Source organism: Elusimicrobiota bacterium (genome assembly GCA_041658405.1).
Classification (GTDB): Bacteria; Elusimicrobiota; UBA5214; order JBBAAG01; family JBBAAG01; genus JBBAAG01.
The window spans coordinates 1-21091 of sequence record JBBAAG010000015.1 but is presented as its reverse complement, the minus strand read 5'-3'; the positions used below and the strand labels follow the sequence as shown (position 1 = coordinate 21091).

Annotated in this window: 25 protein-coding genes; all 25 read left to right on the top strand. The window is 41.4% G+C overall.

What is annotated here, in order from left to right; genetic code table 11:
• Nucleotide 1: 1 nt before the first annotated feature.
• Entirely contained in the window at nucleotides 2–1087 is a 1086-nt protein-coding gene (gene mraY, locus WC955_04465; GenBank protein ID MFA5858299.1) for a phospho-N-acetylmuramoyl-pentapeptide-transferase, read from the top strand.
• A gap of 30 nt (nucleotides 1088–1117) precedes the next feature.
• Nucleotides 1118–2494 carry a UDP-N-acetylmuramoyl-L-alanine--D-glutamate ligase gene (murD, locus tag WC955_04460; protein ID MFA5858298.1) on the top strand — a complete coding sequence of 459 codons (1377 nt, stop codon included), beginning with the start codon at nucleotides 1118–1120 and terminating at the stop codon, nucleotides 2492–2494.
• The gene (locus tag WC955_04455; protein ID MFA5858297.1) at nucleotides 2491–3630 is read left to right on the top strand and encodes an FtsW/RodA/SpoVE family cell cycle protein; all 1140 of its coding nucleotides are present in this window, start codon (nucleotides 2491–2493) and stop codon (nucleotides 3628–3630) included. Before murD ends, WC955_04455 begins: the two co-directional genes overlap by 4 nt.
• Complete coding sequence (locus tag WC955_04450; GenBank protein ID MFA5858296.1) at nucleotides 3608–4738, top strand: UDP-N-acetylglucosamine--N-acetylmuramyl-(pentapeptide) pyrophosphoryl-undecaprenol N-acetylglucosamine transferase; 1131 nt, start codon at nucleotides 3608–3610, stop codon at nucleotides 4736–4738. Before WC955_04455 ends, WC955_04450 begins: the two co-directional genes overlap by 23 nt.
• A complete protein-coding gene (gene surE, locus WC955_04445) occupies nucleotides 4725–5501 on the top strand; it encodes a 5'/3'-nucleotidase SurE (protein ID MFA5858295.1) in 777 nt (258 codons plus the stop codon). The genes WC955_04450 and surE overlap by 14 nt, the downstream gene beginning before the upstream one ends.
• Before the next feature lie 4 nt (nucleotides 5502–5505).
• A complete protein-coding gene (locus WC955_04440) occupies nucleotides 5506–6405 on the top strand; it encodes a hypothetical protein (GenBank protein MFA5858294.1) in 900 nt (299 codons plus the stop codon).
• A 149-nt stretch (nucleotides 6406–6554) separates the two neighbouring features.
• Nucleotides 6555–7619, top strand: a complete 1065-nt coding sequence (locus tag WC955_04435; GenBank protein ID MFA5858293.1) for a 4Fe-4S dicluster domain-containing protein — start codon at nucleotides 6555–6557, stop codon at nucleotides 7617–7619.
• A gap of 33 nt (nucleotides 7620–7652) precedes the next feature.
• Nucleotides 7653–8456, top strand: coding sequence for an FAD/NAD(P)-binding protein (locus tag WC955_04430; GenBank protein MFA5858292.1), 804 nt, complete (start codon nucleotides 7653–7655; stop codon nucleotides 8454–8456).
• A 21-nt stretch (nucleotides 8457–8477) separates the two neighbouring features.
• Nucleotides 8478–8981: a 4Fe-4S dicluster domain-containing protein gene (locus WC955_04425; protein MFA5858291.1), complete on the top strand. Its 504-nt coding sequence runs from the start codon at nucleotides 8478–8480 to the stop codon at nucleotides 8979–8981.
• A complete protein-coding gene (locus tag WC955_04420) occupies nucleotides 8962–9891 on the top strand; it encodes a complex I subunit 1 family protein (GenBank protein MFA5858290.1) in 930 nt (309 codons plus the stop codon). The genes WC955_04425 and WC955_04420 overlap by 20 nt, the downstream gene beginning before the upstream one ends.
• A gap of 9 nt (nucleotides 9892–9900) precedes the next feature.
• On the top strand, nucleotides 9901–10326 hold the full coding sequence (gene nuoB, locus WC955_04415; GenBank protein ID MFA5858289.1) for an NADH-quinone oxidoreductase subunit NuoB: 426 nt from the start codon (nucleotides 9901–9903) through the stop codon (nucleotides 10324–10326).
• An 18-nt stretch (nucleotides 10327–10344) separates the two neighbouring features.
• Nucleotides 10345–10797 (top strand): NADH-quinone oxidoreductase subunit C, encoded by a 453-nt coding sequence (locus WC955_04410; protein ID MFA5858288.1) that lies wholly within the window; start codon nucleotides 10345–10347, stop codon nucleotides 10795–10797.
• Entirely contained in the window at nucleotides 10794–11996 is a 1203-nt protein-coding gene (locus WC955_04405) for a nickel-dependent hydrogenase large subunit (GenBank protein ID MFA5858287.1), read from the top strand. Before WC955_04410 ends, WC955_04405 begins: the two co-directional genes overlap by 4 nt.
• Nucleotides 11993–13888: a proton-conducting transporter membrane subunit gene (locus tag WC955_04400; protein MFA5858286.1), complete on the top strand. Its 1896-nt coding sequence runs from the start codon at nucleotides 11993–11995 to the stop codon at nucleotides 13886–13888. The genes WC955_04405 and WC955_04400 overlap by 4 nt, the downstream gene beginning before the upstream one ends.
• A gap of 9 nt (nucleotides 13889–13897) precedes the next feature.
• Complete coding sequence (gene mbhE / locus WC955_04395) at nucleotides 13898–14440, top strand: hydrogen gas-evolving membrane-bound hydrogenase subunit E (protein ID MFA5858285.1); 543 nt, start codon at nucleotides 13898–13900, stop codon at nucleotides 14438–14440.
• On the top strand, nucleotides 14430–14897 hold the full coding sequence (locus WC955_04390; protein MFA5858284.1) for an MnhB domain-containing protein: 468 nt from the start codon (nucleotides 14430–14432) through the stop codon (nucleotides 14895–14897). The genes mbhE and WC955_04390 overlap by 11 nt, the downstream gene beginning before the upstream one ends.
• Nucleotides 14894–15241, top strand: a complete 348-nt coding sequence (locus tag WC955_04385; GenBank protein MFA5858283.1) for a sodium:proton antiporter — start codon at nucleotides 14894–14896, stop codon at nucleotides 15239–15241. The genes WC955_04390 and WC955_04385 overlap by 4 nt, the downstream gene beginning before the upstream one ends.
• 15 nt (nucleotides 15242–15256) lie before the next feature.
• Nucleotides 15257–16747: a proton-conducting transporter membrane subunit gene (locus WC955_04380; protein MFA5858282.1), complete on the top strand. Its 1491-nt coding sequence runs from the start codon at nucleotides 15257–15259 to the stop codon at nucleotides 16745–16747.
• 3 nt (nucleotides 16748–16750) lie between these two features.
• On the top strand, nucleotides 16751–17257 hold the full coding sequence (locus WC955_04375; protein MFA5858281.1) for a Na+/H+ antiporter subunit E: 507 nt from the start codon (nucleotides 16751–16753) through the stop codon (nucleotides 17255–17257).
• A gap of 10 nt (nucleotides 17258–17267) precedes the next feature.
• On the top strand, nucleotides 17268–17609 hold the full coding sequence (locus tag WC955_04370) for a monovalent cation/H+ antiporter complex subunit F (protein ID MFA5858280.1): 342 nt from the start codon (nucleotides 17268–17270) through the stop codon (nucleotides 17607–17609).
• A complete protein-coding gene (gene mnhG, locus WC955_04365) occupies nucleotides 17602–17940 on the top strand; it encodes a monovalent cation/H(+) antiporter subunit G (protein ID MFA5858279.1) in 339 nt (112 codons plus the stop codon). Before WC955_04370 ends, mnhG begins: the two co-directional genes overlap by 8 nt.
• On the top strand, nucleotides 17937–18578 hold the full coding sequence (locus WC955_04360) for a 4Fe-4S dicluster domain-containing protein (GenBank protein ID MFA5858278.1): 642 nt from the start codon (nucleotides 17937–17939) through the stop codon (nucleotides 18576–18578). Before mnhG ends, WC955_04360 begins: the two co-directional genes overlap by 4 nt.
• Nucleotides 18579–18665: 87 nt before the next feature.
• On the top strand, nucleotides 18666–19679 hold the full coding sequence (gene galT, locus WC955_04355) for a galactose-1-phosphate uridylyltransferase (protein ID MFA5858277.1): 1014 nt from the start codon (nucleotides 18666–18668) through the stop codon (nucleotides 19677–19679).
• Between the two features lie 5 nt (nucleotides 19680–19684).
• Complete coding sequence (locus tag WC955_04350; GenBank protein ID MFA5858276.1) at nucleotides 19685–20623, top strand: cation diffusion facilitator family transporter; 939 nt, start codon at nucleotides 19685–19687, stop codon at nucleotides 20621–20623.
• A partial coding sequence (locus WC955_04345) for an alpha/beta fold hydrolase (protein ID MFA5858275.1) occupies nucleotides 20607–21091 on the top strand: 485 nt, incomplete at its 3' end. The genes WC955_04350 and WC955_04345, both read left to right, overlap by 17 nt.

Here is a 21091-nt window from a genome sequence, read left to right as displayed (position 1 = left end):
TATGTTATACCACTTATTATATCCTCTGAAACAAGTAGTATCGGGATTTAATATTTTCCAGTACATAACTTTTCGTTCAAGCGGCGCGTTATTGACAGCACTGATAATCTCGTTTATCTTAGGGCCGTGGGTTATTAAGAAGTTAAAAGATTGGAAGTTCACGCAGACTATCCGTACTGACGGCCCGCAGACACATCTGCAAAAATCCGGGACGCCTACTATGGGCGGGTTGCTTATACTGTTATCGCTGGTAGTATCAACACTTTTATGGGCGCGGTGGGATAATAGGTTCACGTGGTTGATATTGATAACAACCTTGGTGCTTGGCGCGCTTGGTTTTTATGATGATTACCTTAAACTTACCCGCAAGAATGTTAAAGGCGTTCCTCCGGCGGGGAAAATGGTGGTACAGTTTCTACTGGCATTGGGGGTAACAACGTATTTATTTTTTTATCCGCCAAATACTGATTTTACCACAACAATCAATATACCGTATCTAAAAGACGTATTTCTGGAACTTGGATTTATATACCTGTTTTTTTCTATGTTGTTGATCATAAGCGCGTCAAATGCTGTGAATCTTACCGATGGGCTTGATGGGTTGGCAATCGGAGTAGCAATGATCTCCGCGGTGGCGTATCTGATATTTTCGTATTTTGCGGGTAATGCAAAATTCGCGGCATATTTAAGAATTATACCGGTACGTGATGCTAGTGAACTTGCGATTTATCTTGCTGCGTTTATCGGGGCGGGGTTAGGGTTTTTGTGGTATAACGCACATCCGGCGGAAGTGTTTATGGGTGATACCGGGTCATTGTTTATCGGAGGTATGCTGGGAGTAACGGCGTTATGCGTAAAACAGGAAGTTATTATTGTTCTGGTAGGCGCTGTTTTTCTTATTGAGATTATGTCAGTAGTAATACAGGTATATTCATTCCGGCGGTTTGGGAAACGGGTGTTCAGGATGGCACCGTTACATCATCATTTTGAGCTTAAAGGATGGGCGGAGAATAAAGTTACCATACGGTTTTGGATTATTGCAATAATATTTTGCTTAATTGCTCTTGGATCGTTAAAGATCAGATAATCTGAAATTAAGGATTTTATGGGAAATAAGATGGCAGGTTTAAAAGGTAAACGTATAAGCGTTCTTGGTGCGGCTAAAAGCGGGATTGATGCTGCGAATTTATGTGTTAAATATGGCGCGAAGGTGTTGTTAAGCGATAATAAGCCGGAACAGGAATTACGGCAGGTTATTGGTAAAGTTAACCCTGAAGTATACCTTGAGTTCGGGGGGCATAGTAACAAACTGTTTGAATGTGATATCATGATAGTATCACCCGGTGTGCCTGCGTGTAGTGAGGTTGTAGTAAATGCGGGTAAACACGGGGTGGAGGTTATGGCGGAACTTGAGTTTGCGTGGAGGTTGATAAGCCCTGCGTATGCTGTGGCAATAACGGGGACTAATGGTAAAACTACAACCACAACACTAATTGACCGTATTTTCAGGGATGCTATTAATCCCGGGCAATCAAAGAATATGGGGTATGATAATGTGCTCTGTGCGGGGAATATAGGTACACCGTTATCCGGGATTGTTGAACAGGTAACTGAATCTACTGTGCTTATAATTGAAGTATCAAGTTATCAGCTTGAATTATGCTCAACGTTCTGCCCGAAAGTCGGAGTACTGATGAACCTGACCCCGGATCATCTTAAACGTCACGGGACTATGGATAGATATGCAGAGATAAAACAAAAAGTGTTTGATAATCATAAAAGTAATGGCAAGCATTTTGCTGTACTTAATTATGATGACCAGTATTGTCGCAGGGTTGCTGATAAGATTGATTCTGAAGTATTGTTTTTCAGTTGTGAAACTCCACAAAAACAGGGGTTGTGGTATTCCGATAGTAAGGCGGTTGGTATTTTCAGGGATAAGCAGTATGAGTTTAATTTATCGCCGGTTATTCCGGGGATGCATAATGTTTCAAATATACTCGCAGCTACGTCAGTTGGGTTGGCGTTAGGGTTTGATGAAAAGGTTGTCTCAAAAACTGTTAATACCTTTGAGGGAGTTGAGCATAGGATAGAATTTGTGCGTGAACTTCACGGAGTGAAGTATTATAACGATTCAAAAGCTACAAATGTTGATTCTGTGGTGGTTGCATTGGAAAGTTTTAAAAAAAATGTGGTTCTCATTATGGGTGGGCAGGATAAGGGTAGCCCGTATAAGCCGTTAATGGGGTTAATAAAAAACAGGGTTAAGAGTGTATTGTTAATAGGAGAAGCAGCGAGGATTATTTCCGGGGAATTAGGGCATATTGTCCCAACGGTGATGTGCAAAACATTAACCGGTGCGGTAGAGTACGCTCATGTAAATGCGTTACCGGGTGATGTCGTTTTATTATCCCCGGCTTGCGCGTCATTTGATCAGTTTAGTGATTATGAACATCGGGGAAAAGTGTTTAAGGAGTTGGTTAATAGGTTATGAGCCGAGCAAGTTCGCAGGAAAACGGGTACCTAGTATTTATCCCGGCGTTGGTATTAATGGCGATAGGCGCTGCGGTTGTGTATTCAGCTAGTGCGTTCATCTCCGCTGATTCTACAATGTATCTCCGCAAACATCTTATATGGATATTTGTAGGGCTTGTGTGTATAGGAATATTCAGCAGAATTGATTATCATTTCTTTAACGATAAAATGTTGTATATTGCAATAGGGACACTGGTTTTGTTAGGGTTAGTTTTAATTTTTGGGAAGTCGGTACTAGGTGCGAAAAGATGGTTCCGGTTGGCAGGGTTAAGTTTTCAACCGTCAGAACTTGCTAAGTTTGTTATGATACTATATTTTGCGAGTTACTTTGACAGGCATAAGAGTACTATTACTGATTTAACAAAAATGTGGCCGCTGTTGTCTGTATGGGTTGGGACAATGGGATTGATTTTACTGGAGCCTGACCTTGGGACACCGATGCTTATATGTTTTACCGGTGTTATACTATTATACGTCGCTGGGTTACCGAAAAAGGTGTTGATGATAGTAGGGTCTGTTGCCGTGATTGCCGGATTAGCGGCATTGATCTCAAAACCCTACAGGGTAATGCGTGTATTATCGTTTATAGGTATTTTGTTTGGTAATACACAGGGTGTTGATCTTAAGACCGGGTACCAGCTTGACCAGGCGTTATGCGCAGTGGGTTCCGGCGGGTTATTGGGTAGAGGGTTAGGGAAAAGTGTGTTAAGATACGCGTTTTTGCCGGAACGCCATACAGATTTTATTTTCCCGATATTTGCTGAAGAAATGGGATTACTGGGATCATTGATGATCCTTCTTTTGTTTATTTCAATCGCGTATGGCGGGTGGAAAATTGCGATTGAAGCAAAGGATGCGTTTGGGCAGTTAGTGGCGGTTGGGGTGACGGTGTCAATTGTATTCCAGGCGTTGTTTAATCTCGCGGTAGTAACAGGTTGCGCGCCGACAAAAGGGTTGCCATTGCCGTTTATATCATTCGGCGGGACTTCACTTGCAATTACGTGTTGTATGGTAGGAATTTTGTTGAATATATCGGGTTGGGAAAGTAAGAAGAAGAAAGGGTTGGCATTAAGTGCGCGCGGAAGAAGATGGTAAACGCGTAGTTATTGCAGCGGGAGGAACCGGCGGGCATTTATTTCCCGGGATTGCAGTGGGAGTTGAACTGCAAAAACGGGGTTACCGTGTAGTTTTTGTTGTAAAGAAAAACGATCAGGGGTTGCACGTTGTTAAATCTTATGGGTTTGAATTTCACGAGATTGATGTCATAGGATTACCCCGGAAATTAAGTTTCGGGTTATTTACTTTTGGATTTAAGATGATTGCCGGTTTTGTGGGGGTGTCAAGATTTTTGAATTCTTATAATCCTCAGGTAGTAGTCGGGATGGGTGCGTACGTATCATTCCCGGCCCTTCTGTGTGCAAAAATACAGGGAAGAATTGCTGTTGTACAGGAGCAGAATTATGTTCCTGGTATGGCAAATAAGGTTTTGTCAGTGTTTGTGGATATAGTAGCCGCTGCGTTTCCGGAAAGTATAAAAATGTTTTGGTGTAATAAACACAAATTTGTGTATACAGGAACGCCGATACGTGAGATGAAGGTTTGGGAGAGTGAAAAAGTGCGTGAAGAACTGGGTTTACGTGCTGAAACAAAGACTGTTCTTGTGTTTGGAGGAAGTCTTGGTGCTGGGAATATTAATAATGTAGTAAGCGGGTATATAGTTAAAAATGATAATGGATTACAGGATAATCTACAGGTTATACATCTTACAGGTAGTAAGGATTATGAGCATATAAAAAAAGTGTATGACGGTATTAAAACAAAAGTTGTGGTTTTGGAGAGAAGCGCTGAGATGGATAAAATGTATACAGCAGCGGATGTTGTGCTCTCTCGTGCAGGAGGGAGTACGCTTGCTGAATTATGTGTTTACAAAAAATATGCGTTACTGGTACCATATCCATACGCTACAAATGATCATCAGTGGCATAATGCGCAATGGTATACTTCCCACGGAGTTGCGGAAACTGTGCGTGATAATGAGTTTAATGAACGCATGTTTTCGGGTTTCATAGAAAAGGTGCTCAACGGGATTGATGTAAATGCTGTTGTAATGAAGTATAATATGTATAAATTCCCTGACGGGAGGAATGGTGTAGCCGATATTGTTGATGAATTGGTTTTTTTGAGGAAAAATGAAAAAAATTAATGTTTTAGTCACAAATGATGATGGATTTGATGCTGTAGGATTGAAGGTTCTTGTATCATCCTTGCAAAAAGTGGCAAGTGTGTATACTGTTGCTCCGGATTATCAGAATAGTTCGGTTAGTCATAGTTTGAATTTAAAATATCCTGTGTTTATTACCCGTGAGAATTCTAGGTTGTTTAAGATAACCGGTACTCCGGCGGATTGCGTTAGGCTGGGAGTGCTTGAGATTTACAAAAAAGTTAAGTTTGACTTAATTCTCTCGGGGATTAATTATGGCGCGAATATGGGTGAGGATGTGCTATATTCAGGTACTGTTGCAGCGGCACGGGAAAGTGTTTTATTGAATATTCCCGGAATAGCGGTGTCGTTGGTATGCGATAATGATAATTTTCAGAATTATAAACCAGCCGGTGATGTTGTTAAGAAGGTTGTTTCAAACTTATTGGTGTTAAGCAAAAAAACCGGGTGTAAGTTATGGAATATTAACGTTCCTAATATCACGGTCAAAACAGGGAAACTAAAAGGGATATGTTTTACAAAGCTTGGAAAACGTGTATATGACAACAAAATATGTGTGACCAAAAATCCGAGGGGCACAGATGTTTATTGGTTGATGGGAAGGTATGTTAGCGGTAAGAGCGTCATTAACAGCGATATTACAACTGTTGAAAAAGGATATGTGTCCGTCACGCCAATGATTACCGATACTACAAATAACGGTGTGTTAGATAGTATTATAGACATGGATTTATTGAAAAAATAAAGTTATGAAAATTGTACACGCTATTTTGTTGGTGGTGATATTAATGGCTTCGTGTACAAATGTGAACGCAGAGTTTGCCGCAAAGTTTGATCCTTATTATTCTTATCTCAGTTATACCACCTCATTTTTCCCGGAACGCGCGGTTGCAATCGGAGAAGAGCTTAGTGAAGGTAGGATTTACCGCGAATTATTCGTAAAATCTTTTATCCCTGGGTACCTTCTTACAGAGTTTTCGTATAATCCGTTACCCGCTATAGGCGGATATGTAAAACAATACACCGGGGATATTTATAATTCTATGACATTTACACCGACATTCAATCTTATCCGCAGCCTGTCAGCCGGGTTTGAGGAACCATGGGCGTTAACATTTTTTCTTGGTGAAATCCTGGGGTTTAAATATGCAGAAGAAGAACCGGATTATATGGGTGTGGGATATTCAGGATTCTTACTTTCCTATGGTGATACACATATTAAGGATAATACGTTTATCGGAGATAGTTGGTTGCAGGGTGAATGGAAAATTAAAGGCGCTCGGTTTTCAGAACACCAGAAACTTGTGTGGAGTTTCCGTATTGGCGGGAAGTATCACGGAAATCCCGGGATAAAGAGTGTGTATTATTTTGCGTTTGACCGTTCCCGAACAGATTACGGATTCCATAAGTTTTCGTTTATAAAAAATGCGGCGTTAAGTTATCAGGTGGATTTTGATAGCCAGAAGTTTGATGCGGTACGGCATTATTTGCTTGTTTCAAAGAAGTTTCCTATAGCTGACTACCGGCTTGCAGTAAAAGTTGAGCTCGGATTCGTGTGGGAGCGTTCAAGTAAATACGCGGGAGTTTTAAAACCCGCGGATGAAGGTGACAGATTCCAGCTTATTATACGTCCAAACGTTGAATTTTAAAAAAATATTATTTTTTTGTTGACAAAAAAAACGCGCTTTCCTATTATTAATCTTACAATTCTGCTTGTGAATAATTTCACAAGCGTTTTTGTGGTTAGTGTACTTTACGGATATTAGGGTGTTTTGTGTTCGATAGAAAGGTATATTAAGTGCAGTCGTTCCATATCACAAAAGAACATTGGGCTGAATTTCTTAAATCATTATCTTCGATGTCCATGTTATATGCGCCAAAGGTTTTGGATGAAGGTATTGGTGTTGATCCTCAGGTTGTGTATCACAGGTATCTGCCTGAAGATGTTGGTAATATTAAATTTCCTGCTTACCGTTTAAGACAGCCGATAAAAACGTTTTTCTTTGCTCCGGAGAATGTTGTATCAACGTTCTGGGTTGAAAAACCTGATTATAATGAATCCACAATGCCTGTTGTTATTTTTGGTGTAAAAGCGTGTGATATAAACGCAATCAAAGTACTGGATAAAATGTTTCTTGAAGGTGTTGGTCAGGATAATGAGTACGCGTCAAAACGTCAACGCACATTATTGATATCCAGTGATTGCACGGATATCTGCGAATATTGTTCATGTAACTTAGCAGGTGGCAGTCCGTGTGTCACGGATAGCGGGTATGACCTTAATATCACGCCTTTGGAAGACGGGTATATCGTGGAAGTTGGAAGCGAACCCGGGATGCATCTGGTTAATCAAAAACGTAATATTTTCCGTGAAGCGCCGGTTGGATATAAAGAAATGCAGAAGTCGCGTTGCGCAAAAGTTGTGGCTATGCTTGAAAAAAGTAATTTTGAGTACCGTCTTAAAAAAAGCAGGCAGGATGTACAAAAAAACGGGTACTATCTCACCGATCTTTGGAAACAATGCGCAGAGGATTGTGTGGAGTGTAGCGGGTGCAGGTTCAGCTGTCCAAGCTGTTACTGTTTTTTGCTGGAAGATACCGGCGATTTTGGGAAGTATCAAAAAGTGCGGCATTGGGATTCTTGTCAGTATAAAGGATACGGCCGTGTGGCCGGAGGGGGTAATCCACGGCAGCAGAAGCATGAAAGGTTACGCAATTTTCATTCTTGCAAACTGGATTACCGTATGCAGAACTTCGGGTTTTATGGTTGTACCGGCTGCGGGCGGTGTATTGAAGTTTGTCCCGTAAAAATTGATATCCGCAAAACATTGGTGAAACTTGAAAACGGGAGTAATCCTAAGTAATTATTTATGGAACATAAAAATAGAAATATGTATATGCCAATAGAGTGCATCGTTCAGGATAATATTGTTGAGACATCAAATATTAATACAGTATTTCTTAAACCAAAGACTGATTTTCATTTTAGGACAGGGCAGTTTATTGAGTTTACAATACCCGGTGTTGGGGAAGCGCCGTTTACCCCGTCATCTTCACCGTTAGTAACTGATAAATTTGAGGTTACTATAATGAAAGTAGGTAGAGTAACTGAACGGATACATGCATTAAAAAAAGGTGATACCATAGGTATCCGCGGGCCGTTTGGTAAAGGATATCCCATAGAAAAATATTATGGTAAAGATGTCCTGATACTCGGTGGCGGAGTTGGCCTTGCGCCGTTGAGGTCGTTGTTATTGAAACTTTTATCTGAAGTTGAGAAGTTTAATAAAATTGTGTTATGTTACGGTTCACGTTCACCAGAGGATGTTGTGTATAAACGTTTGTTCCCTGAATGGAAGAACATAAAGGGGTTGGAGATACTACGCAGTGTTGACCGTTGTCCTTCAGGAAAATGGGATGAAACTGTTGGGCTTGTGACGTGTTTACTTGATAAATGCGAGATTGAACTGTCTAATAGCGTAGCCATTGTGTGCGGGCCGCCGATTATGATGAAGTTCGGCACTAAAAAATTGTTGGAACTAGGTCATGAACCTGAAAATATATATTTATCAATGGAAAAAAATATGTCCTGCGGATTAGGGAAATGCGGGCATTGCCAGTTAGGGCCGTATTTTGTGTGTAAAGACGGGCCGGTATTTACCTATGAAGAGATTAAGAATATTGAAGGTATCTGGGATTAAGTAAAGAAAAGTAATTGTGATATGAAAAAAATACTGATTGATTTAGAAAAGTGTTATACTTGCAAGAAATGTGACGCTAAGTGCAGTTATTATTATCATGATAACAACACCGGGGTTGAACGTTTACTTGCACTCGCAAGTCAGAGGTTGGTATGCCGCAGGTGTAAGGAATCTTTTTGTGTAGCTGCATGCCCTAATAAAGCTCTTGAAAAACGCGAGGATGGCATGGTGGACCGGTATAGTTTCAGGTGTACCTCCTGTAAAACTTGTAGTATTGCGTGTCCATTCGGGACAATATATCCTGAGATTGTTACTCATAAAACCAGCGGGTGTGATCTCTGCGTAAACCGCAGTGATGATAATACCGTACCGTTATGCGTGCAGTCATGCCCGAATAATGCGTTGACTTGGGTTGAAGTTGAAGAAAATGCTGAACAGGATGTGTATTTAGTAAAGGATAAAGTTGCGGTGAAAACGTTACGTTGGGAAAAAGAGTCAAGAAAAAATGATAAACACTATACTTGAATTCATCGTATTCCCCGGGTTTTTGTTTACTGCCACGGTGGGTATGCTGGCTAGTTGGGTTGACCGTAAGGTAACCGCGCGGGTACAGTGGCGTGTTGGTCCGCCATTGCTGCAGCCGTTGTATGATTTTGTTAAGTTATTAGGGAAAGAAGTTGTAATACCGTCAGGTGTTAACGTTGCGGTCTTTCTTCTTATGCCGGTTGTAAGTTTTATGGTAGTAATAATGGTGTCTATTATGTTGTGGCAAGCATTTATCTTGCAAACAACAGGGTTTACCGGTGATTTAATCGTTGTGGTTTACATGTTAATGATCCCCGCGCTGGCGGTTATCATAGGAGCGTCTGCTTCAGCTAATCCGTTGGCGTCACTAGGAGCGAGCCGTGAGATGAAACTTGTCCTGGCGTATGAGTTGCCGTTTATACTGGCATGCATAGTACCTGTGATAAAGTCCGGGGGTATGTTAAAACTTCAGGGGTTGATTCATGCGCAAAATAACGGGGTATTTATGTTGTCTTTATCTGGTATCTGCGCGTTTGCGGTTGCGGTATTGTGTATCCAGGCAAAACTCGGGATGGTACCGTTTGATGCAGCAGAGGCTGAGACTGAAATAGCAGGTGGGGTTTTGATTGAGTATTCAGGATTACCCCTTGCGTTGTTTAAACTTGTAAAACAAATGTTATTGTTTGTACTTCCAATGCTATTGATAACATTATTCTTAGGCGGGGTACATCTTGGTTCAATTTTTGGGGTATTTAATACTGTATTAAAGTATGTTTTTGTTATAACATTAATCATTTTAATAAGGAATACTAATCCAAGAGTAAGAGTAGACCAGGCAGTAAAATTTTTCTGGGGTAAAGTTTCGGTGGTTGCGGTATTAGCGGTAGTTTTTGCGTTACTGGGGTATTAATTTAGGTATATGAAAATAACGACTAAAGCGTTAACAAAATCGATCTGGGTATACCATTGTGCGACGAGTCCGTGTAATAATTGTGATATTGAAATCCTTGATGCATTAACCCCGAGGCATGATCTTGAACGGTTTGGGATACAGCTTGTGGGCAGTCCAAGGCATGCGGATGCGTTGTTAGTGACCGGCGTACCGACAAGGAAGACTGCGCCGCGGTTGAAACTTGTATACGAACAAACCGCTAAACCGTGTTTTGTTATCGCAATAGGTTCCTGCGCATGTGGGGGTAATATGTTTCGTCATGCTTATAATTTTGTGAAAACAGTTGACGAAATTATTCCTGTGGATGCGTATGTCCCGGGATGCCCGCCAAAACCGGAAGCGATGATTATGGGTGTTGTAAAATTACTGGCAAAACTTAAAAACGGGAAGTGAGTTTAAGGTAAAGGATTTATGGTTGAAGCTTTTTTAAGTCAGGATATTGAGGATCAGATAACTAATACGTTAGGGACAAAGGTTGTGGAGTTTATCGAGAAAAACCCCAGACGGTTCTATCTGACGGTAAAACCTGTGGATTTACCGGAATGCGTTAAAATATTGGTGAAAGAATTGTGGTTACGCATGAGTACCGCCACAGCTGTGGATACCCGGGAATGTATAGAAATACTTTACCATTTTTCGCATGATAAAAGCGGGAAAATGTTTACTCTGAAAGTTAAATTAGAGGATAAAAGTAAACCTGAGATACGGTCTATTGCAACAATCTTTAAAGGTGCGGAATGGATTGAACGCGAGATCGCTGAATTGTTTGGAGTGAACTTCATAGGCCATCCGGATATGAAACGTTTACTTCTTTCATCTGATTGGCCGGAAGGTAAGTATCCGTTAAGGAGGGATAGCAAATGAGTGAATTACGCCGTACTGTTATCCCTATAGGCCCGTATCATCCGCTGCAGGAGGAGCCGGAATATTTTAAATTATACGTTGAAGGCGAACGCGTGGTGGATATTGATATTGAAGTGGGCTACTTGCATCGCGGGGTGGAAAGATTATCGGAAGATAAACATTATGACCAGATAGCGCATCTTGTGGAACGTATCTGCGGGATTTGTTCAACCTCGCATCCGTTTGCTTACATAAACGCAGTGGAAGACGCTGCAGGGTTCACTTCAAAGTTGCCGGGAAGAGTAAAACTTATCCGCACAATTATAGCTGAGATGGAACGCGTGCATTCGCATTTTCTGTGGTTAGGGCTGGCAGGGCATTTTCTTGGGTATAATACTGTATGGATGTGGGCATGGAAGTATCGTGAACCCTTGCTTGATATGTTTGAACTTATCTCGGGTAACCGCCAGCATTATAGTATGTTCAAGGTTGGCGGGGTACGCAGGGATATTAATAAGGAAGATATACCGCAGCTTCTGAAGGTATTGGATGAAATTCAGCGTGCAAATGATATGTTTAAAGGCGCGGTGATGGATGATCCTGTGATACAGGCACGGACAAAAAAGGTGTGTATTCTTACTAAAGAGAATGCGGAAGCGTATTGCGTTGTTGGCCCCACCGCGCGGGCAAGCGGTGTGGATATTGATGTCCGCCGGGATGATCCCTACGCAGCGTATGATATGTTGGACTGGAAAGTTATCACTCAAAAAGAAGGCGATGTGTTTGCGAAACTCGTTGTCCGTGTACTTGAGGTATACGAGTCTATCAGTATAATTAAACAGGCATTACATAAACTTGATGATTTCAATGACGGTATAGATATGCAGGTAAAAGAAATCCCGCCGGGTGATGGTATTGGCCGGCATGAAGCGCCCCGGGGTGAGGTTATTCATTTTGTGAGGTCTGATGGAACAAACCGCCCGGTACGGCATAAGATCCGTGCACCGAGTTATGTGAATATAGCATCCAACAAAATCGCGGTGGTAGGTAATACGGTTTCTGATGCAGCGCTTGCGCTTGCTGCTGTGGATCCGTGTTATTGTTGTACTGATAGAAGTATTGTTATAGATGTTAATACAAATAAAACAATAATGACTGGGAAAGATCTTGTGCGGTTATCACAAGAGAAAACTTTAGAGTTAAGGAAAAAACTTGGATGAATAGTTTGGCGTTATACTTAATAGGTTTTCCTTTAATATCAGGCGTTTTATGCCTGGTATTTCCGCGGTTACGCGAATTCCTTGCATTGATTGTTTCTCTTACAGTATTAGTGTTCAGCGTTATTTTGTTTATCCAGCAGCGGATAATTATGACGCCGTTTTTCAGGTTGGATAATCTCAGCGAGTTCATACTGATGGCAATAGCGCTGTTTGGTTTTTTGATTACCTTATATTCCCTGGAATATATGAAAGCAAAAAAAACTGTGGGGGAATATTATACCTATATTTTATGGGCATTATCCGCGTCTGTCGGTATTGTATTGGCGAATAATTATATTATACTTCTTACTTTCTGGGGTTTTCTCGGGCTTATACTATATCTTCTAATACAAATTGGGGTTGATACTATTCAAAATACAGAAGCGGCAAGGAAAACATTGATTATTGTCGGGGGGTCTGATGCGTTAATGCTTTTGGGGATAGCGTTGTTATGGGTATTAACCGGCACTTTTGAGATGGGTACAGCAAAGATATCGATGGTTTCACCTAAACCCGTGGAATCCTTAATGTTGTTCGGGTGGCAGTTGGAAGGGGTTAAGTCGGTTTCTGTATTAGCATCGGGGATTGGTATAATAGCGTATATTTGTTTTATAACATCTGCGTTTGCAAAAGCCGGGGTTATGCCGGTACATACGTGGATACCTGATATGTCAGTTGTTACATCCTTACCCGTAACTGCATACCTCCCTGCGGCATTAGATAAATTGCTGGGGATATACTTGTTATCCCGAGTGTGCTTGAATCTGTTTGAGTATAATATCTGGGCTAATCTTGTATTGATCATTATTGGAATGATTACGATTATAGCGGCAGTATTACTCGCAATGGTGCAGCATGATATGCGTAAATTATTGTCTTACCACGCTGTTTCACAGGTGGGGTATATGGTGATTGGTATTGCCACGGCTAATCCTATCGGTATAGCCGGCGGGATTTTTCATATGTTAAACCATGCAATCTATAAGTCATGCCTGTTTCTTACAAGTGGGAGTATAAAAAACCGTACGGGTATTACCGATCTTGATAATATGGGCGGATTATGGAAATATATGCCTATAACTTTTATTACATGCCTGATCTCAGCGCTGTCAATCTCAGGAATACCGCCATTGAACGGATTCGTTTCTAAATGGATGATTTATCAGGGTATAGTGGAGTATAGTACTAACTTGAGTAATCCTGTTGCTGTCTTTGGATGGTTCGCTCTTGCTGCTGCAATGTTTGGATCAGCGTTGACTGTTGCGTCATTCATGAAAATTATTCATGCTGCATTCCTTGGAGTTGAACACGAAAATTTTAAGGGTGTTATTAACGAAGTACCCTGGACAATGTGGGTACCGCAGGCGGTACTTGCGTTGTTGAGTGTGGTATTCGGCATATTTGCGTTCCAGTTGCCGATCCAGAAGTTTATTGTTCCGGCGCTTGTTTCACTTGGTGTGACGGATAGTGTTTCGATTCTTGTTAAATTCGTCGCAATGAATAATTCGGGGATTGCGATCTGGGCAACGATTGCAGGGATTGCGATAGGTGTGCTTGTTTATTTTATTAATAAAAACAAAATACGGAGAGTCCCAAATTTTATAGGCGGTGAAACCTTACTTCCGGAAGAACGTGTCAGCGGAGTTGATTTTTATACGACTATCCGCGAGATAAAGGTTATGGATACATTTTTAAAACTGTCAGAACGTAAATTAACGGATATTTACGAACTTTGTTTAAAGGCAATGATGTATCTCGCGTCGTTATTATCGGCAGTGCATACTGGTAATTTGCATGTATACTTAGGCTGGTTTTTAATTGGTGCTACGGTTTTGTTGATAGTATTGATGTAAAGAGGATATATGATAACTTTACAGGTGTTGATAGTGTTTATGATTATCGCTGCGGTTGTTGCCGTGGAGATTCAGGATTTGTTGTCTTCAGTAGTATCAGTAGGAGCAATTGGGTTGGCGTTATCGCTGTGTTTCTTATTGTTAAAAGCGCCGGATCTTGCTGTTGTGCAGTTGGTCGTTGAAATACTTGTATTGATCATTCTTATCCGTGCGACGATGTCACGCGATACTAAGGGTAGTGAACGCATGAGGTTGTTCCCGTATGTTGCCGGGATTGTGTTTATATCTGTTTTCACATTTTATGGATACGCAGTACTAAACGGTATACCGGAGTTTGGGCATCCTGTGATGAAAGTGTCAGGCCAGTATATAAAACACGCGTTGGTTCAAACGGGTTCAGCTAATGTTGTGATGGCAGTTATGCTGGATTATCGCGTGTTTGATACGCTGTGCCGTATAACTATTTTATTGACCGCAGCGGTTGGTGTTTTGACGGTATTACGCAGGGAAAGCAGAAAAAAACAGGAAGAAGTGAAGACTGATGGGAAATGATAACCGCCAGGTAACCGAGATTAGAGGTATGTCGTTGGTTGTTAAGACTGTTGCCAGGATATCAGTTGGGATGATACTGATGTTCGGCGTGTTTACAGCGTTCTACGGACATATTAATACCGGTGGCGGATTTGCTGGAGGAGTTATTATAGCGCTGGCAATGATTTTGATGTTGGTATCCTATGGGCGTGATATTTTTACTAACCGGTTTGATGAGTATAAAGCGTTATCATTTTTGGCGTTGGGAGTCCTGGGGTTCTTGGTTCTTATGTCGTTAGGTTTATTTGTGAAAGACGGGTATTTTTGTATGAATATTTTTGATAAAGGTAAACCGTTTGGGTTGATAAGTTCGGGTGTGATTTTGCCTTCGAACTTAATAGTTCTTTTTGCGGAAAGCGCGGGGTTATTAACAATATTCCTGGGGTTAGTATATTTTAAGGTATGGAAGGGAAAATGACGGAATATATTCTTTGTTTTATTCTGTTTTGTATAGGATTATACGCGGTTGTTATTAAGCGACACATTATTAAGATCATCATTGGTATCGGGATTATGGAGTATGCGGTTAATCTGTTATTTATTTTAATCGGTTATAAACACGGAGCGGGGTTTCCGTTTATTGAAGAAAACATGAAAGTTATGGCCGGAGTTAGTATGGTAGATCCTTTACCCCAGGCAATCGTTATGATTTCAATTATTATTAACTTAACGGTGGTTGCAATTATGGTAGCGCTGGCAGTAAGGATATACGAAAAATATGGAACATTTGATATCACCAAGATTAAAAGGTTAAAAGGATAAGAGACGGTTAAATTAATGATTTTTATTTTTGTTATCATACCAATACTTACAGCGATATTGTTGACGTTGTTTAATAAACTTGACCGCAGGTGGTTGGGGGTGGTTACTTCCGCTGCATTGGGTGTTAACCTTGTTGCTGCGTTTATATTGATCAGTAAACTTGCGGGGAATGGGTTCCAGCCGGTAGTGTATAAACTTGGCGGGTGGACGGTGCCTATGGGGATACTCCTTGTTGCTGACGGATTGACTGCGTTTATGCTGGTACTGATTAACCTCATATCAATGATTTGTGCCGTGTATTCAATTAAGTATATGGATAAGTTTTTGGATGAATGGAAATACTTTGTATTATTCCTGATGCTTACCGCCAGTTTTAATGGTGCAGTTTTAAGCGGTGATATTTTTAATATGTTCGTATTCATAGAGATGGGCACAATATCGGCAGCGGCATTGATCGCTTTTGATACTGCGCCGGAAGAGTTGGAGTCGGCGTTCAGGTATATGATCTTTGGCAGTGCAGCTGCGTTGTTTGTCATGCTTGGGATTGCACTAACCTATGCTTACACGTCAACGCTTAATATGGCGGATGTTGCGGTATCGATTGTGCTAAATAAAAATGTTGCGCTTATTAGTTTTATTACAGTATTGTTTATCATAGGGTTCTTCACAAAATCCGCGGTTGTGCCGTTCCATTTTTGGCTGCCGGATGCGCATTCGTCCGCACCGTCACCGGTGTCTGCGATGTTGTCCGGTATATTAGTGAAAGTACTTGGATTGTACGCATTAACCCGTATAATCTTTAATGTATTGGGAGCGGATGTCAGCGCGGTATTAATGGCGTTTGGCGTAGTGTCAATGATAGTTGGTGGGTTATTGGCTGTTTACCAGAAAGATATTAAACGGTTACTTGCGTATTCTACAATAAGCCAGGTGGGATACATACTTTTTGCGTTTGGGCTTAATACGCAGTTAGGATTTTTTGCGGGGTTGTTTCATATGTTCAACCACGCAGTGGCGAAGTCGCTAATGTTTCTTACATCAGGAGCTGTGATGTACGCTACAGATGAACGGATACTCGATAATTTCGGGGGAGGGTTACGTAAAAAAATGCCGTTGACTTCAATAACGTCATTTATTGGGTCAATGTCAATTTCGGGACTTCCGCCTCTGGGTGGGTTTTGGAGTAAGTTGTTGATTGTTATTGCGGCGGTGCAGTCGGGAAAGTACGGGTATGCATTGATTGCAGTTGTGGTCAGTATTATTACGTTGTCATACTTTATTAAATGGCATAAAGAAATATTTTTTGGAGAGTTACCGGAAAAATGGAGTAATATCAAGGAATCGCCATTGGTGATGTTGTTACCGATGATCATCCTGGCGTTATTGTGTGCGGTATCCGGGTTTTTGTTATTACCGGGTATTAGTTCTAACTTTTTAGAACCTGCGGCGAAGGTGTTATCCGGTGGTGTGGAGTACGGGAAAACGGTTTTAGAATTGGCTAAGTAATTTATGACAAGTAAACTGGTCGTGTTTATTTGCTCGTTTATAGTTTGGGTATTGTTCACCTGTAAGTTTGGGTGGGAATACTGGGTTATCGGGTTAATTTCAAGTGCGGGTATTGCGTGGTTCATCGGAGACTTGTTTACCTCTCACCCGGGGAAGTTTAAGCAGTCAAGCCGGTACGCATGGTTTCTTTACTACCTACCTGTATTTTTGTGGGAGATGGTAAAAGCTAATTTTGACCTTGCGTACAGGATTATACATCCTAATATGCCAATACGGCCGGGGATTGTTAAAGTTAAGACTAAGCTTAGGAGTGATACTGGATTGACTGTTTTAGCAAATTCTATATCGCTGACCCCCGGTAAAACTGCGTTGGATTTTGATCTTGAGAACGGGTATATTTATGTGCATTCGATTTATGTTAAATTGGATAAAAATGGTAATGATGCGGATACTGAACGGTTAGTACAAAAGTTTGATAATATTCTTTTGAAAGTATTTGAGGAGTTTTAAAGGGTAGGTTATGAAGAACAAGTTAGTGACATGGTTTATCAGTGTTTTACTTATAGGATTGTTGGTTTGGATTAACCACGTGATAAAGGTGGATTTATTCCTGCGGTTGATTAATCCGTTAATACTCGGATGTTTTTTGTGTTTATACAGAATAATAAGCGGCCCGACCGCCGCTGACCGTGCGGTATCCGTGGATACTATGGGGATCATGATCATAGGATTCTGCGGGGTACTTGCGTTTTGTACAAAACAGGATTTTTTAATTGATATTGCGTTAGCGTGGGGATTACAATCGTTCATAGCGAGCCTTGCGCTAGCGAAGTATATGGAAGGACATTCGTTGGATGATTAGTGTTATCGGTACTGTGCTAATAGTTATTGGGATAATATTTGATGTCCTCGGTGCAATTGGGTTATTAAGATTGCCTGATGTATACAGCCGGATTCAGGCAGCGACAAAATGCGCTACGCTTGGTACGTGTTCAATAATGCTTGGCGTTATTGTGGTGAATGGGTTTACTCTTCTTGGGGTAAAAGCGTTGTTATGCATAATATTTTTGTTGGTAACTTCGCCGGTAGCGGGGCATGCATTATGCCGTGCAGCGCATCAGTCAGGTATAAGGTTTACAAAAGAAACTGTTGTTGATAAGTACGCGGAAGATAAACAGGCGAATTTGTTATGAAATATCCAAAGATGAGAGAACTGGTAGAGGCAGTAAAGTCGTTCATCAGCCCGCCGTTTACCTCAAAATTCCCGGCGGTACCGCATAAACCGCAACGTGGTTTCCGCGGGAAGCCCGTGCCAAGTGAAGAGTATTGTATTGGGTGCGGTGCGTGCGCGGAATTATGTCCCGCAGCGGCAATTGAAGTTGAAGATAAGGCCGGTATAACAGGGCAAAAGCCTGTCCGTTTTATGCGGTGGAGATACGACCTCTGCGTGTTTTGCGGGCTCTGCGAAAAAGGGTGTACCACAAAAAAAGGTGTGGTTTTGTCTGATGAATACGACCTCGCGGTGTTTGATCGTAAACAGTTGGTGAGTAAAGATATTATCCGCGAACTGCTAACCTGCGACAGTTGCGGGGCAGTTATAGGTACAAAGATGCAGATGTTGTACGTTTACAAAAAACTTGGCCCGCTGGCGTATGGTAACTATCCTGTGGTTGCGTCTGCTTTGGAGAATGAAAAAGTTGCTGAGTTTAATGCTGAGAAAAAAGTTGAACCCGTACTTACTGACCGCACACAGGTGTTCCACATAAAATGTTCTAAATGCAAGAGAATGGCATTGTTGCACGACGATAATTATAAACGCCCCGGAACTTAGTAAGCTAGTTAATTATTTATACACTAATCCCGTAAAACATTTTTTTATTTTTGTTTTTTGTTATAATAACAATAACAGGAGGATGTTATGGTTGATAACGAAAACAAGCCAGTGAACAGTGGTATATACGAACTACGCTGGAATCCTTTTCTCGGGTGGTGGGTGATGTATGCGTCTTCACGGCAAAAACGGCCGCTCTTACCTAAAGATTACTGCCCGTTCTGTCCTGGTTCAGGGAAAGTGCCGCAAAAGTATGATGTTATGATGTATAACAACGATTTCCCGATCTTGCGGTTGGATCCTCCAAAGGTTAAGGATATAAAAAACGCTGGGCTTGCAAAAATAGTTAAAACTGCAAGGTCGTACGGTAAGTGCGAAGTAATACTTTACTCTTCTGAACATCAATCGCATATCGGGTCGTTTACTGACGATAAAATGTTTAGCCTGATGAACTTATGGAAGAACAGGTATCAGGAATTAGGGAATGAAAAAAAGGTTAAGTACGTGTATATCTTCGAAAACCGCGGGGAGGTTGTGGGGGTGACAATCCCTCATCCTCATGGGCAGGTGTATGCGTACCCGTTTATCCCGAAAAAAGTTGAGTTAGAACTTCGTGAATCAAAAAGGTACCACCAAAAAAATAAGAGTTGTATTCATTGCGATTTAGTTAAAGCTGAAACTGAAATCCAGGACCGTGTGGTTATGCAAAGTAAGTATTTCACGGTATTTATTCCTTACTTTGCGGAGTATCCTTACCAGGTATGGATCGTGCCAGGGAGGCATTTCCAGAATATTTTACAGATGTCATCTGCAGAAACTGATGACCTGGCAATAACGTTCCGTACCGTAGTAAAAATGTATGACGCGTTATTTAATATGCCGTTCCCATATATGATGTGTTTGCATCAGGAACCGGTTGACGGTAAAAACTACACGCATTATCATTTTCATATAGAATTTTATCCGCCGTTACGAAGTCAGGTAACCCAGAAGTTTAATGCCGGGTCAGAAACCGGTGCGTGGGTGCATGGTAACCCGTCTTCCCCTGAAGAAAAGGCGGAAGAATTACGGCAGGTATTAAAGAAGGTAGAGGGTAAGTAAACACGATGTCTTCTATGCAGGATAGCGCGGTTATACGTAAGTTTCGCATAGCTATATACCTTACCTCGGCTGCGTTGGTGATAGAAATATTTTCAGGTATTTGGTCGCATAGCCTTGCATTGATCGCTGATGCTGCGCATGTATTTACCGACCTTTTCGCGTTATCGTTAAGCCTTGCTGTGGTGTATCTTTCACAATACCCGCCTACTGAAAAACGTACTTACGGGTGGCATCGCGCGGAAGTGTTTGTCGCAATGATAAACAGCGGTACGTTAATTTTTCTTTCTCTATGGATAATTTATGAAGCGTATCAACGGTTTTTTAATCCTCAGGATATACGTCCCGTAGTTATGACAATCGCTGCAGTAGCCGGGATGGTGATTAATTATATTGTAGTTCGGGTGCTTGGGCATAAGCACGGGGATGAGAAGGATCTTAATGTAAAAAGTGCGTACTGGCATGTGATGGGCGATCTTTTATCGTCAATTGGCGTTGTTGCGGGTGCTGTGGTTATATGGATGACAAAACTTAATATCATAGACCCTGTGCTAAGCATAGGGATATCGTTGATGATAGTGTATAACGCAATAAATATTTTGCGTGATTCCACTAATATTTTGTTGGAAGGCGTTCCCCGGGGGATGAAGGTTGAAAGTATAGCGGAAGATATACGTAAAGTGAAAGAGATTGTTAATGTTCATGATATACACGTATGGGCTATATGCAGCCATATAACGTCGTTATCGTGCCATATTGAATTAGATGAAGGTGAACACAAAAAAAGCGCGGATGTTGTTGCGTTAGTGATAGGGATATTGAAGGAGAAGTACGGGATTACGCATACAACAATTCAAACTGAATGCGGGGAGATGAGTTGTAAACTTGAGGAAGTTATCACTAATGACCTTGAACATAAAGGGGATGAGCATGATGATGAGGATTAGTAAGGTTGTTGTAGTCTTTGTCAGTGCGGTAGTATTATCCGTGATGTACGGATGTGATACCCGTGATATTGGGAAATCGGATATGATAAGACCCCGAAATTGTGTATTCAATGCTATGCCTGTCAGTATTAATACTTCTGACGGGGTTATCCTCGCGGGGAGGTATTTCAGAGTGAAGGATGGTACTAACAAAGTTGTTATCATGCTTCACGGGTTGGGTAGCGATAAAAATGAGTGGCTATCTTTTGCATCAACTTCTGCAGCAGCGGGGTATGATGTCCTGATATACGACCTTCGCGGGCATGGGGAGAGCGTTAAAAGTCTCGATGGTAAAAAGGTTGATTACCGTACGTATACCTCTGCAGGTGCTGGTTCGGAATGGGCAAAGATGGTGGATGACCTTAATGCTGTGGTGAAGTATGTTGTTGAACAAAAAGGTGTGTCCGAACATAATATAATTCTCTGCGG

Coding starts and splice junctions, on each gene's coding strand:
- galT (MFA5858277.1), top strand. CDS start 18,666: ATGGTTGATAACGAAAACAAGCCAGTGAACAGTGGTATATACGAACTA.
- WC955_04380 (MFA5858282.1), top strand. CDS start 15,257: ATGATTTTTATTTTTGTTATCATACCAATACTTACAGCGATATTGTTG.
- surE (MFA5858295.1), top strand. CDS start 4,725: ATGAAAAAAATTAATGTTTTAGTCACAAATGATGATGGATTTGATGCT.
- WC955_04430 (MFA5858292.1), top strand. CDS start 7,653: ATGCCAATAGAGTGCATCGTTCAGGATAATATTGTTGAGACATCAAAT.
- WC955_04390 (MFA5858284.1), top strand. CDS start 14,430: ATGGGAAATGATAACCGCCAGGTAACCGAGATTAGAGGTATGTCGTTG.
- WC955_04375 (MFA5858281.1), top strand. CDS start 16,751: ATGACAAGTAAACTGGTCGTGTTTATTTGCTCGTTTATAGTTTGGGTA.
- WC955_04440 (MFA5858294.1), top strand. CDS start 5,506: ATGAAAATTGTACACGCTATTTTGTTGGTGGTGATATTAATGGCTTCG.
- mnhG (MFA5858279.1), top strand. CDS start 17,602: ATGATTAGTGTTATCGGTACTGTGCTAATAGTTATTGGGATAATATTT.
- WC955_04405 (MFA5858287.1), top strand. CDS start 10,794: ATGAGTGAATTACGCCGTACTGTTATCCCTATAGGCCCGTATCATCCG.
- WC955_04385 (MFA5858283.1), top strand. CDS start 14,894: ATGACGGAATATATTCTTTGTTTTATTCTGTTTTGTATAGGATTATAC.
- WC955_04400 (MFA5858286.1), top strand. CDS start 11,993: ATGAATAGTTTGGCGTTATACTTAATAGGTTTTCCTTTAATATCAGGC.
- WC955_04370 (MFA5858280.1), top strand. CDS start 17,268: ATGAAGAACAAGTTAGTGACATGGTTTATCAGTGTTTTACTTATAGGA.
- mbhE (MFA5858285.1), top strand. CDS start 13,898: ATGATAACTTTACAGGTGTTGATAGTGTTTATGATTATCGCTGCGGTT.
- WC955_04420 (MFA5858290.1), top strand. CDS start 8,962: ATGATAAACACTATACTTGAATTCATCGTATTCCCCGGGTTTTTGTTT.
- WC955_04425 (MFA5858291.1), top strand. CDS start 8,478: ATGAAAAAAATACTGATTGATTTAGAAAAGTGTTATACTTGCAAGAAA.
- WC955_04410 (MFA5858288.1), top strand. CDS start 10,345: ATGGTTGAAGCTTTTTTAAGTCAGGATATTGAGGATCAGATAACTAAT.
- nuoB (MFA5858289.1), top strand. CDS start 9,901: ATGAAAATAACGACTAAAGCGTTAACAAAATCGATCTGGGTATACCAT.
- murD (MFA5858298.1), top strand. CDS start 1,118: ATGGCAGGTTTAAAAGGTAAACGTATAAGCGTTCTTGGTGCGGCTAAA.
- WC955_04350 (MFA5858276.1), top strand. CDS start 19,685: ATGTCTTCTATGCAGGATAGCGCGGTTATACGTAAGTTTCGCATAGCT.
- WC955_04360 (MFA5858278.1), top strand. CDS start 17,937: ATGAAATATCCAAAGATGAGAGAACTGGTAGAGGCAGTAAAGTCGTTC.
- WC955_04455 (MFA5858297.1), top strand. CDS start 2,491: ATGAGCCGAGCAAGTTCGCAGGAAAACGGGTACCTAGTATTTATCCCG.
- mraY (MFA5858299.1), top strand. CDS start 2: ATGTTATACCACTTATTATATCCTCTGAAACAAGTAGTATCGGGATTT.